Source organism: Rhodococcus sp. T2V (assembly GCF_029269925.1).
In the GTDB taxonomy this organism is placed as follows: domain Bacteria; phylum Actinomycetota; class Actinomycetes; order Mycobacteriales; family Mycobacteriaceae; genus Rhodococcus_F; species Rhodococcus_F koreensis.
Map to the genome: position 1 here is coordinate 1 of NZ_JARJBD010000162.1, position 11261 is coordinate 11261.

Here is an 11261-nt window from a genome sequence, read left to right on the forward strand (position 1 = left end):
ACGCCGTCATCCCCCCGTCCCACACCCGCGGACAGATCGTGGCCGCCCTGCGCCTGCTCGAACGCAAAATGGTCACCCTCCCGCCCAAGAAGCATGGGAACATCCCGCTATGAGCGTCGGCGAATCATTGGACAGAGTGACCGCTATCACCGAGGACGACGTGCGCACCGAGACCAGCCCGGACGCGACGTCGCCAGTCAACGGGTCCGCGGCGGGCACCACGCTCGAGGAGGGCGCAGTCACCGACCTCCCCGCCGACGGTGCAGCGGCCGACGCGGCCCGTGAGCCGTTCCTGAAGGTGGTCAAGGGTTCGCCCTCCGACGAGGAGATCGCGGCGCTCGTCGCTGTGCTCTCCGCCGTCGCGGCCGCCGACAGCGGAGAGCCGGATTCGCACGTCCCACCCGAATCCTGGGGTGCTCCCACCCGGATGCACCGCAGCGTCGCCCCGTTCTCGCCGTACGCGTTCCCGAACGTGTCGGCGTACCGGCGTTGATCCGGGCCTCGTGACGTCGTTCGTTCTCGCCTCGGCGTCCCCGGCGCGGCTGGCCGTGCTGCGCAGCGCCGGGGTGGAACCGGTGGTGCGAGTCTCCGGGGTCGACGAGGACGCCCTCATCGCGGCACTCGGTGCCGACGCCGCCCCCGAGCACGTCGTCACCGAATTGGCCCGCGCCAAGGCAAAGGACGTCCTCCCCGTTCTCGCGCGGGACGGGATCTCGGATGCCGTGATCGTCGGATGCGACTCCATGCTGTTGATCGACGGCGCCCTGCAGGGCAAGCCCGGGACCGTCGACGTCGCGCGCGAGCGCTGGTCGTCGATGGCCGGCCGTAGCGCGACCCTGCTCACCGGGCACAGCGTCCTGCGTATCACCGAGGGCACCGTGGTGGGTGACGCACACGACCACAGCGCCACCGTGGTCCATTTCGCGAGCCCACCGGACGCCGATCTGGAGGCCTACCTGGCGACCGGGGAACCACTCCAGGTCGCGGGTGCGTTCACCCTCGACAGCCTGGGCGGATGGTTCGTGGACCGCATCGAGGGCGACCCGTCCAGCGTGATCGGGATCGGTCTGCCACTCGTCCGGAGGTTGCTCGCGGACGTGGGGGTCGGCGTCGCCGAGTTGTGGGCGACGTCAGGCCGCGGCGACTGAGCCGTCATCGACCGGCTGGTTCCGGCGCGGCAAGGTCAGCGACGCCACCCCGATGGCAGCGGCGACCGCCGCGATGATCCAGAGGATGCGGCGTTCCGCCTGCAGAAACGCCTCGCCTGCCGCATTGCGGGTCGATTCCCGCGCCGCGACCACCGCGGAGTCGGCGATCTGCTGCTGGGCAGCACCGAGCTGGGTTCCTCCCGATACCGGTGAGCGGCACTCGTCGGGCACCTTCATCGGGGACGTGGACCCGAGTTGTTCCGACGCGCACCGCACGAATGTCTCCTCCGCGCGCGGGATCAGCCCCGGCGGCACCCCGACCTCGGCGAGCTGAGCGGTCAGCGCCGGCCGCTCGGCCTGCACCGCGTCCGCCGACTGCGTCGCGACGAGGTTGAAGAACACCACGCCGATCACCGCGAGCCCGATCGAACTGCCCACCTGCTGGACCGTCGGCAGCAGCCCGGACACCGAGCCCGCGTTCTGCGGTCGCACGGTCGCGAGGATCGCCGTCTGGAGCGGCGCCACGAACAATCCGAGCCCGGCTCCCCCGATGAACAGGGGCCCGGCCAGCGCCGACCACCTCGGATCGGTGCCCTCGTGCTGCAGTTGCGCTGCCAGCACGACGAGGGAGCCTGCGAAGAGCACCATCCCCGACGGCAGGACGAGGTTGCCGATGCGCCGGTAGACGGCGGCGGAGGCCAGCGCGGCGAGACCGGTGCCGAGCGCCCACGGCAGCGTCATCATCCCGGCCCGCAGCGGGGAGAACCCGAACCCGAACTGCAGGGTGAGCGAGATGGTGAAGATCAGCGACGTGAGCGTGCCGAAGAATACGAACGCGATGGCGGCGCCCAGCGAGAACGCGCGGTCGGTGAACAACTCCAGGCGCAGGACCGGGTCGCCGCCGCGGCGCCCGAGCCGCCACTCGTAGACGACGAAGGCGATCAGCACCGGCACCGAGCACAGCAGCATCACCACGATCGACGTCGGCCAGCCGCGTTCACGTCCTTCCGCGAGCGGAAAGATCAGGAGGAACAGCCCGACTGCCGACAGCACGGCGCCGCCCAGGTCGAGTTGGCGAACACCGTCCGGCTTCGCGTCGACGAGGTAGAAGTAGCCGAGGACCAGGGCGGCGAGACCGAGCGGGAGGTTGACGAAGAAGATGAGCCGCCAGCCCCAGCCGAAGAGGTCCCACTGGATGAGAAGTCCGCCGACGAGGGGACCGCAGATCGTGGCGAGCCCGATGGTCGCGCCGTAGATCCCGAACACCCGCGGATGGGCGCGTTTCGGGAAGAGCCCCGAGATGATGGCGAACGTCTGAGCCGACATCGACCCCGCCGCGAGGCCCTGCAACGCCCGCGACACGACGAGAGCGGTCGGCGACTGGGCGAGTCCGCAGAGCAGTGAGGCCACGATGAAGACGGCCAGCGCGGTGAGGAAGACCCGTCGCCTGCCGAGTAGATCCCCCAGTCGCGCCGCCGTGATCAGGGAACACGCGAAGGACAGCGTGTAGACGCTCACCATCAGCAGCTGCGCCGACACCGAGGCGCCCAGATCGACTGCGATGCTCGGCAGCGCGACGTTGACGATGGTCGCGTCCAGGAGTTGCATGAAGACGGCGGCGAGACTGGTTGCCAGACCCAGCCACGGGACCCACCGACCGAGTTCGCCCCGATAGAGTGCGTCACGCTGATTGACGTCCTCCCGGCTGGGAACGGCCGGGATTCCTTCTGCGCCGCTGCGCGCCGCTGGGGTGGGTTCCTGTTTCACTGGGGCTCGCTTCCCTCTAGGAGGGAAGACTGACGACCCCTCCGCAGGCGTTTAACCACTCCGCACGTCCTGCGGCGTGGATGTTCTTCGCGGCGTTGACGTCGCGGTCGTGAACCGCGCCGCACACCGTGCATGTCCACTCCCGGATCGAGAGCGGTTTCGGGCCGCCCCGGACCCCACATCGGGAGCAGATCTGCGACGACGGATAGAACCGGTCCACCTTGACGAAGGTGCGCCCGTAGCGGGCGGCCTTCTCCTCCAGCATCCGGGTGAACATCCCCCACCCGGCGTCGTGAACCGATTTCGCCAACCGTGTCCGCGCCAGCCCCCGCACGCACAGATCCTCGACGAACACCGCTTGGTTCTCGCGGATGATCGCCGTGGAATGCTTGTGCGCCCAGTCCCTGCGAGCATCGGACACTCTGGTGTGAGCCTTCGCGACGCGAAGACGTGCCTTGACCCGGTTGTTGCTGCCCTCCTCCTTCCGCGAGAGAACCTGCTGCGCCGCGCGGAGCTTGCGTTCGGCACGGCGCAGGAACTTCGGCGAGCTGATGATCTTGCCGTTCGACATAACCGCGAACGTCGCCAACCCGAGGTCGATCCCGACCTCCGCATCGACCGGCGGCAGCGGCTCGTCGGTCGTCTCGACCACGAACGACGCGAAATACCGGCCCGCCGCATCCTTGATGATCGTCACCGACGACGGTTCCGACGGCAGATCGCGGGACCAGGCGACCTCCACCTCGCCGACCTTCGCCACGTACAGCTTCCCGCTCGGGCGAATCGAAAACCCGTTGCGGGTCAGACGGATCGTCTGCCGATTGTCCCGGCGGGACCGGAACCGCGGCGCACCGACCGTGCGGCCCTTCCGTTTCCCGGAGAGCGAGTCGAACCAGTTTCGGTACGCCCGCCGCGCGTCCTGGCACGCCTGCACCAGCACCACCGAGGCGACCTCGCCCAACCAGGCCCGCTCCGGAGTCTTCTTCGCCGCGGTGACCACCCGCTTCTGTACGGCGGTATCCGACAGGCTCACCCCGGCCGCATACGCGTCCTGGCGGATCCGCAGGCAGTCGTTGAACACCACCCGTGCACACCCGAACGACCGGGCCAGCATGTCCTGCTGACCGGGCGTCGGATAGACGCGGTACTGGTATCGCAACTGCACACCCACAGAATACCATTGGTCTATGGTTTCTGAACCGGAATACAGACGCGGCCGCTCCGTAGTTTCCGCCCTGCACGTCCACTTGGTCTTTGTTACCAAATATCGGCACGGAGCCCTCACCGACGAGATGCTGACCACCTGCGAACAGGTGATGCACAGCGTGTGCGACGACTTCGGTTCCCGGCTGGTCGAGTTCGACGGGGAGGGCGACCACGTGCACCTGCTGATCGAATACCCTCCGACCATCCAAGTCTCGAAGCTGGTGAACAGCCTCAAAGGCGTCTCCGCACGCCGCCTGCGCGACCAGCACCGCGGATGGGTGAACCAGCACTCCATCAACGGACACCTCTGGTCCCCGAGTTACTTCGCCGCATCGTGCGGCGGGGCGCCTCTCTCGATCATCCGGCAGTACATCGAGCAGCAGCGGCGACCGCCTCGCGCTCCCGGCAGGCCGAAGTCGAAGCTCTGACCCGGCCCTGAAGGATCGGGCTTGCGCGCTACGCTCCGCGGTCACAAGCATCCGGACAGGTTAGCGGCTCGAACCTCACAGAAAGCTGTGAGGTTGTTCAAAGATTGCTGGATGCTACGCGAAGAACTTGCAGCGTGGAACCCTTTTGCCCGACACTTGACTGGACCGGGACCGACCTGTAATCAGTCTCATACTTCGTTACCTCTCGCGGTTAGGCACTCGGTGCCGCATCCTGTTGCGAGAAGTCCGTGCCACACCCGACCCACCTCGCAACTCGAATTCGACACCAGGAGCCGCTCGATGGACTTGAACTTGATCACCCACTGGAAGCCAGAGCCTGGGCGGGTCGTCGAGTGGAAAGTCACGGACGCGAGTGCACGTGCGGCTGCCGAGGCGCCGGTTGATCCGGCGCTGCCGACCACCATGCAGGAACGGCATCTGCGGCGGGCCCGGCTGGCGGCGAACAACGGCGAGACCCAGTCCCCGTGGATCGGCATCGCCTTCGACTTTCCGGGCCGCCTCGACACCGCCGCGATGACCCGCACCCTGGAGCGTTACGTCCTGCGGCACGACACGCTACACAGCTGGTTCTCGTTCGAGAACGCGGACGCCGACCCCACGGACACCACCAATTCCGTCCGACGGCACGTCGTGCCTGCCGACTCCATCGCGCTCACGGCACACGAGGGTGAGACCCTCACCACCCCTGAACAGGTCCGCGACCACATTGCCGCGCGCTTCGCGAACGACACGAGCGCGCTGGCCTGGCCTGCATTCGTGTTCGGGGTGGTGGAGCACTACGACACCGGGGCTCCCGGGAGCGAGGACAGCTTCACCCTGTTCCACGCCGTCGATCACGCGCACACCGACATGCAGTCGATGATCCTCACGTTTGCCGAGACCCGGATCCTCTATCAGGCCGAACTCGACGGCGTGGAGCCCGAACTGCCGGACCCGGGAAGCTACGTGGAGTACAGCCGGCGGGAACGGGAGAAGGCGGCGACGCTGACCCTCGCCTCCCCCGAGGTCCACGGCTGGATCGGCCACCTCACCCGCAACGGCGGAACCTTCCCGAGCTTTCCCCTCGACCTCGGCGCCTCCGACGAACCCAAGCCGGCCATCGGCAGCCGGTTCGACCTCGCCGACGCCGACGAGTGCGAGCGGTTCGGTGCCGTGTGCAAGGCCCACGGTTCCAACTTCATCGGCGGCGTGTTCGCGGCCCTTGCCATCACCGAACACGAGCTGGTCGGGCGCGACCGCTACATGGCGCTGTCCCCTCTCACCACCCGCAACGATCCGCAGTTCTACTGGTCCCAGGGGTGGTTCATCAACCTCATTCCGGTCGGGTTCGCCCTGGAGGATGCCACGACGTTCACGGGACTCGCTCAGCGCGCGCAGGACGCCTACCGTTCGGGCAAGGCTCTCGGTGAGGTGTCCGTGCAGCAGGTGATCGACACCGTGCTCGCTCAGGTCGGCCCCGAAGCGACGTCGCAGCACACCACGCTCGCACCGCCGCCGATCGTGTCGTACATCGACGGCCGGCGGTTGCCGCAGACCGAGAATTTCGCGTCGACCCGCGCGACCGGCATCGTGGGTGGCAAGGCCACCCAGATCGCGTCGATCTGGATCAATCGCGTCCTCGAGGGCACGTGGATGGCCGTCTCGCATCCGGACACCGAGGAGGCGCACCGATCGGTGACGGCGTATGCAGAACGATTGTCGACCATCCTGAAAACCGTGGCACGCGACGGCGATTACACGGTGACGCCCTTCGCGCCGGCGGTCGCGGAATCCGCGACTGTCGCAGGGGCGCAGTAGTGCACGTCACGTCCATCGACCGGTACATGCTCGAACCCGGCCTGGTGACGGAATGGTCGGTCGCGCCGGGCGAAGTGTCGGCCTCGGCGGTGCCGCCGTCGTACAACCAGCAGTTCCATCTCGATACCGCGCGCACGCACGGTGTCGGCCGAAGCGTCTGGATGGCAGCGGCTTTCGACCTCCCCGGCCGACTCGACCGGGACGCGCTCGCGGAGGCGCTGGTGCATTTCATCCGGCGTCACGACACGCTGCAGACCGGCTTCGACGTGAGCCCGGACGCGATGGCACGGGTGGATCTCGATCCCGACGACATCACCGTCGTCGCGTCCGAGTCCTCGGTGACGACGTCACCGCACGAGCTCCGCGACCATCTGCGGTACCGGTTCACCGAGGCGTGCGATCCGCTGACGTTCCCCGCCTACCTGTTCGCGACCATCGAGCGCGACTCGCACTACACCGTGGTCAGTGCGTTCGATCACACGCTCGTCGACGGGTATTCGCTCGTCATCGCGCTGGGCGAACTCCGGCAGATCTATCAGCGCATCATCGGGCTGGGCCGCTCGGGTGTACTCACCGAAGCGGAGCTGACTGAGGAACTCGGCGATCCGGGGAGCTTCCTGCGGTACTGCGAACTCGAGGCCGTGGCGCCGGTCACCGAGATCGGCGACCCCCGGGTGCGGGAATGGGCCCGCTTCTACGAGCGCTGCGGCGGCACCGCGCCCAGTTTCCCGCTCGATCTGGGTGTCGAGGCCGGCAGGCCCGCCCCACAGGGCGCCGACGTGCGTCCCCTCCTCGATTCCGCGGGCACCGACCGGTTCGAGGAGATCTGCCTGGACTCCGGGGGAAGCCTGTTCACGGGGACGCTCACCGCGATGGGCCTGGCCGTGCAGTCGATCAACGGCACCGACCGGATGCCGTTGCAGTTTCCGCTGCACATCCGCCAGGACCCGCAGTGGGCCAACGCGATCGGGTGGCTCACGACGAGCGCGCCGCTGACGGTCGAACTGACCCCCGACTGCGACTTCCAAGCCTCGCTGGCGCACACCCACGCCTCGTTCCGCACGGCGCTCACGCTCAAGGGCGTGACGATGGCCCAGGTGCGGGAGGCGCTCGGTGACGGATATCGCCGAACCCGCACCGATGTGTTCATGGTCTCCTACATCGACTACCGCAAGCTGCCGGGCACCGACGACCACGACGAACTGAACGCCCATCACATCAGCAACGTGACGGTCGCGGACGATGCCCAGTTCTGGATCTCACGCACCCACCGCGGTCTCGCGCTGCGGTCGCGGTTCCCCGAGACGCCGACGGCACGGCGTGCGGTCACGGAGTTCCTGGTACGGCTGCGGGAGATCATGCACGACGTCTGCGAGAACGGTGTCACTCCCATCGCGGAGCTCACCAGTCAGCTGAACCTGGAGGGCACTCCAGTCGTCTGACCACCGGAGGGCACGAACAGCCGTCGCCGCATCCCGACGGCGATCCTGGCCGCCTCGACCTTGGCCTGCTGTGCGACGACGCCGAGGAACAACTCGTCGACGCTGGACGTCCACAGCTCGACCCAGCGGTCGAAGTGCCGGTCGGTGAATCCGTGCCTGCCGTGCAGCGCCCGGTGCACGGCACCGACGCTGCCGCGGTAGACGCCGGTGCGCAGCAGGATCGTCTCCCAGAAGTCGCACATGACGGGCAGGTGGTCGTCCAGGCCGATCACGGCGAGCGTCTCGAATGCCGGTTCGAGGACCGGGTCGGCGAATGCCCGGCCGTAGAAGTGCCGGAGCAGCAGCTCCAGGTCGGCGCGCGTCGCGATGTCGGGCATGGGGCCTCCGTTCCGGTGCGAATCTACGCGCCCGCTTTCACCGTCCTCACCGTGCGCGGAAGGTAAGTGTGAACGCCGGTCGGAAGAACCTCCGGCGTCCGCCTAGAATTGATCCGTCCCCGTCGCATCTGCCCCAGGAGCCCACCCGTGCCCGTAGCGCCAGATCCCACCCAGTCCTTCGCCGAGTACGCCAATCCCGGTCGGCTCGTGTCGACGGAGTGGCTGTCCGCGAATCTGGGCACACCCGGCCTCAAGGTCGTGGAATCGGACGAGGACGTGCTCCTCTACGACGTCGGTCACATCCCCGGCGCCGTCAAGGTCGACTGGCACCTCGATCTCAACGATCCGGTGACGCGTGACTACATCAACGGGGAGCAGTTCGCCGAGCTGATGAGCCGCAAGGGCATCAGCCGCGACGACACCGTCGTGATCTACGGCGACAAGAGCAACTGGTGGGCGGCGTACGCCCTCTGGGTGTTCACGCTGTTCGGACACGAGGACGTCCGTCTCCTCGACGGCGGCCGCGACGCGTGGATCGCCGAGAACCGGGACACCGCGTTCGACGTCCCCGAGACCTCCCCCACCGACTACCCGGTGGTCGAGCGCAACGACGCCCCGATCCGCGCGTTCAAGGACGACGTCCTCGATCACCTCGGCAAGGGACCGCTGATCGACGTCCGTTCGCCGCAGGAGTACACCGGCGAGCGCACCCACATGCCCGACTACCCCGAAGAGGGCGCCCTCCGCGGCGGCCACATCCCGAGCGCGCAGAGCATTCCGTGGGCCAAGGCCGCGGCACCCGACAGCCGTTTCCGTTCGCGCGGTGAACTGAACGAGATCTACGGCGGGGTCTCCGCCGACGACGACATCGTGGCGTACTGCCGGATCGGTGAGCGTTCCAGCCACACCTGGTTCGTCCTCACCCACCTGCTCGGTTACCCCAATGTCCGCAACTACGACGGTTCGTGGACGGAATGGGGCAACATGGTTCGCGTTCCGATCGTCAGGGGTGAAGAGCCGGGAGACGTTCCCGGCGCAACGTCATGACCCAACTACCCGATTCGCTTGCCGAGATCGTCGACGACTTCGCCGCCGTCGACGGCTCGGACAAGCTGCAGTTGCTGCTGGAATTCAGCCGCGAACTGGCGCCCCTGCCTGCCGAACTCGAGCAGGACGCGATGGAACCGGTGCCGGAGTGCCAGTCTCCGCTGTTCCTGTCGGTCGACGACTCCGATCCGGAGCACGTGCGACTGCACTTCAGCGCGCCCGCGGAGGCACCGACGACGCGGGGTTTCGCGTCGATCCTCCACCAGGGCCTGGATGGGCACAGTGCTGTCACCATCCTCGGCGTTCCGGACGATTTCTACTCCGCGCTCGGGCTCGCCGACGCCGTCAGTCCGCTGCGGCTGCGCGGCATGTCGGCGATGCTCGCGCGAATCAAGCGGCATCTTCGCGGCTAGGCAGGGTCTGAACACATACCGATGGAATTCACCGAACTTGCCGACTACCCCGTTCCGGTGGGTGCGCTCACCGAATGGCTGCCGTGCGCCCGCTCGGAGTGGGTGGACGATCCCCGTCCGGCTTCGTACATCCACGAGGCGCATCTGCGCCGATGCGCCGATGCCGACGGTCGCGAATCCTGGCTGGGCACCGCATTCGAGATCCACGGCGCACTGAACGTCACCGCGTTCCGGACCGCGCTGGAGAAGTGGACCGATCGTCACGAGGTGCTGCGCTCGCACACGACGTTCGACACGGAGACCGAGCGGGTGTGCCGGCGGACCGTGCCGCAGGGCGGGCTGCACGTGGGGGTCGTCAGCCACGGTTACGACGCCGCCGGAGGCGACAACTTCGCGCACCTGCAGCAACTGTTCGACGAGTACGCCTCGCCGCACAGTTGGCCGTCGTACGTCTTCGCGACGCTGGAAACCGTGCAACGCGACCGGTTCACGGTGTTCTTCGCGGCGGATCACTCGATCATCGACGGGTTCTCCATCGTGCTCGTCGCCCACGAGTTGACCGCCCTGTACGAGCAGGCGCTGTCCGGTCGCACAGCCAACCTGTTCCCCGTCGGCAGCTATATCGACTTCGGCCGCGAGGAGCGTGAGATCTCCACCGACGCCGAGGTGAAGCGTGAGGCGCTCGACGTGTGGCGGTCCGCACTCGAAGGGCCGGGGCTCCCCGAGTTCCCGCTGGAAGTCGGCCCGCGCACGTCGTATGCGCAGCAGAACCTGTCCGCCTGGATACTCGACGCCGACCAGGCCGCGGCGTTCAACTCGGCGTGCCGCGAGGCGGATGTGGGGTTCTTCCCCGGCCTGCTCGCGTGCCTCGGCCTGGCCGGCGCGGAAGTGGCGGGCGATGACCGCTTTCGGACGGTCACCCCGGTCCATACCCGGCACTCCCCGCAGTGGGCGTCCGCACTGGGCTGGTTCGTGGGTCTGAGCCCGATCGACTTCGAGGTGACCTCGGACGACTTCGCCACCGTCGCCCGCGAGGCCGCCGACAGCGTGGCCCGGACGAAACCGATCTCGGTGGTCCCGTTCGACCAGATCGAGAAGGAACTCGGCATCCCCATCCGGCCGCGCTTCGTCGTCTCCTACATGGACGTCCGGTTCGTGCCCGAAGCGGGCCGCTGGCACGAGCGCAACGCCCGGGCGCTGCGGAGCCGGCAGTACACCCACGACGTGTACGCGTGGATCAATCGCACCCCCCGCGGCGTCAATCTGGCGGTCCGATATCCGGGCAACGACATCGCCGCGGCGAGCGTCCACACGTGGGTCGCGAGCCTCCGCCGGCAACTGGAACAGGTTTCAACCAGCTACCCTTCGGTAGGGTTGCGGAGCGTCGGACAGGCCTGACGGCAATATTCGGTCCGGTGGCAACACCGATCGGTTCGGTGCCTAGACTCCGAAGTGATGCCGTAACCCACCGCCGGTGAACACCCCCGGGGACCACCGCGGAGACAGACCATGCGAACCACAGGAGGCTCAGTGCCCAGTCATGCCAGCGCGCACATCACGAAGGTGCTCGTCGCGAACCGCGGTGAGATCGCAGTGCGGGTGATCCGGGCCGCCG

12 protein-coding genes are annotated in these 11261 nt (G+C 67.7%); 9 read left to right on the plus strand and 3 right to left on the minus strand.

The genetic code is table 11. The features are described from left to right. Positions 1 to 136: 136 nt before the first annotated feature. A complete protein-coding gene (locus tag P3H15_RS51160; protein WP_276144346.1) occupies positions 137 to 493 on the plus strand; it encodes an acyl-CoA carboxylase subunit epsilon in 357 nt (118 codons plus the stop codon). Positions 494 to 503: 10 nt separating this feature from the next. Continuing rightward, the gene (locus P3H15_RS51165; RefSeq protein ID WP_072951507.1) at positions 504 to 1148 is read left to right on the plus strand and encodes a nucleoside triphosphate pyrophosphatase; all 645 of its coding nucleotides are present in this window, start codon (positions 504 to 506) and stop codon (positions 1146 to 1148) included. Here P3H15_RS51165 and P3H15_RS51170 read toward each other — a convergent pair. Then, complete coding sequence (locus P3H15_RS51170) at positions 1131 to 2756, minus strand: MFS transporter (protein WP_276144354.1); 1626 nt, start codon at positions 2754 to 2756, stop codon at positions 1131 to 1133. The genes P3H15_RS51165 and P3H15_RS51170 overlap by 18 nt on opposite strands. A 175-nt stretch (positions 2757 to 2931) precedes the next feature. Continuing rightward, positions 2932 to 4080, minus strand: coding sequence for an RNA-guided endonuclease TnpB family protein (locus P3H15_RS51175; RefSeq protein WP_276144347.1), 1149 nt, complete (start codon positions 4078 to 4080; stop codon positions 2932 to 2934). 22 nt (positions 4081 to 4102) lie between these two features. Between P3H15_RS51175 and tnpA the strand changes: the two genes are divergently transcribed. From tnpA to P3H15_RS51190, 3 genes are all read left to right on the plus strand, one after another. Then, the gene (gene tnpA / locus P3H15_RS51180) at positions 4103 to 4549 is read left to right on the plus strand and encodes an IS200/IS605 family transposase (RefSeq protein ID WP_276144348.1); all 447 of its coding nucleotides are present in this window, start codon (positions 4103 to 4105) and stop codon (positions 4547 to 4549) included. A gap of 300 nt (positions 4550 to 4849) precedes the next feature. Beyond that, the gene (locus tag P3H15_RS51185) at positions 4850 to 6367 is read left to right on the plus strand and encodes a condensation domain-containing protein (RefSeq protein ID WP_276144349.1); all 1518 of its coding nucleotides are present in this window, start codon (positions 4850 to 4852) and stop codon (positions 6365 to 6367) included. After that, on the plus strand, positions 6367 to 7809 hold the full coding sequence (locus P3H15_RS51190) for a condensation domain-containing protein (RefSeq protein ID WP_276144350.1): 1443 nt from the start codon (positions 6367 to 6369) through the stop codon (positions 7807 to 7809). Before P3H15_RS51185 ends, P3H15_RS51190 begins: the two co-directional genes overlap by 1 nt. Here the strand turns inward: P3H15_RS51190 and P3H15_RS51195 are convergent. Then, positions 7776 to 8186 (minus strand): group III truncated hemoglobin, encoded by a 411-nt coding sequence (locus P3H15_RS51195; protein WP_276144351.1) that lies wholly within the window; start codon positions 8184 to 8186, stop codon positions 7776 to 7778. The two genes, P3H15_RS51190 and P3H15_RS51195, sit on opposite strands and share 34 nt — an antisense overlap. 147 nt (positions 8187 to 8333) lie before the next feature. Between P3H15_RS51195 and P3H15_RS51200 the strand changes: the two genes are divergently transcribed. The 4 genes from P3H15_RS51200 to P3H15_RS55990 form a co-directional block, all read left to right on the plus strand. Then, complete coding sequence (locus P3H15_RS51200) at positions 8334 to 9233, plus strand: sulfurtransferase (protein ID WP_072951493.1); 900 nt, start codon at positions 8334 to 8336, stop codon at positions 9231 to 9233. After that, a complete protein-coding gene (locus tag P3H15_RS51205; protein WP_276144352.1) occupies positions 9230 to 9646 on the plus strand; it encodes a SufE family protein in 417 nt (138 codons plus the stop codon). Before P3H15_RS51200 ends, P3H15_RS51205 begins: the two co-directional genes overlap by 4 nt. A 21-nt stretch (positions 9647 to 9667) precedes the next feature. Next, entirely contained in the window at positions 9668 to 11044 is a 1377-nt protein-coding gene (locus P3H15_RS51210) for a condensation domain-containing protein (protein WP_276144353.1), read from the plus strand. A gap of 111 nt (positions 11045 to 11155) precedes the next feature. Beyond that, a partial coding sequence (locus P3H15_RS55990) for a biotin carboxylase N-terminal domain-containing protein (RefSeq protein ID WP_369426238.1) occupies positions 11156 to 11261 on the plus strand: 106 nt, incomplete at its 3' end.

What these genes read in the sequence shown, in the direction of transcription:
- P3H15_RS51170 (WP_276144354.1), bottom strand. Translation starts at nt 2,756, where the DNA reads ATGCAACTCCTGGACGCGACCATCGTCAACGTCGCGCTGCCGAGCATC.
- tnpA (WP_276144348.1), top strand. Translation starts at nt 4,103, where the DNA reads ATGGTTTCTGAACCGGAATACAGACGCGGCCGCTCCGTAGTTTCCGCC.
- P3H15_RS51185 (WP_276144349.1), top strand. Translation starts at nt 4,850, where the DNA reads ATGGACTTGAACTTGATCACCCACTGGAAGCCAGAGCCTGGGCGGGTC.
- P3H15_RS51195 (WP_276144351.1), bottom strand. Translation starts at nt 8,186, where the DNA reads ATGCCCGACATCGCGACGCGCGCCGACCTGGAGCTGCTGCTCCGGCAC.
- P3H15_RS51205 (WP_276144352.1), top strand. Translation starts at nt 9,230, where the DNA reads ATGACCCAACTACCCGATTCGCTTGCCGAGATCGTCGACGACTTCGCC.
- P3H15_RS51210 (WP_276144353.1), top strand. Translation starts at nt 9,668, where the DNA reads ATGGAATTCACCGAACTTGCCGACTACCCCGTTCCGGTGGGTGCGCTC.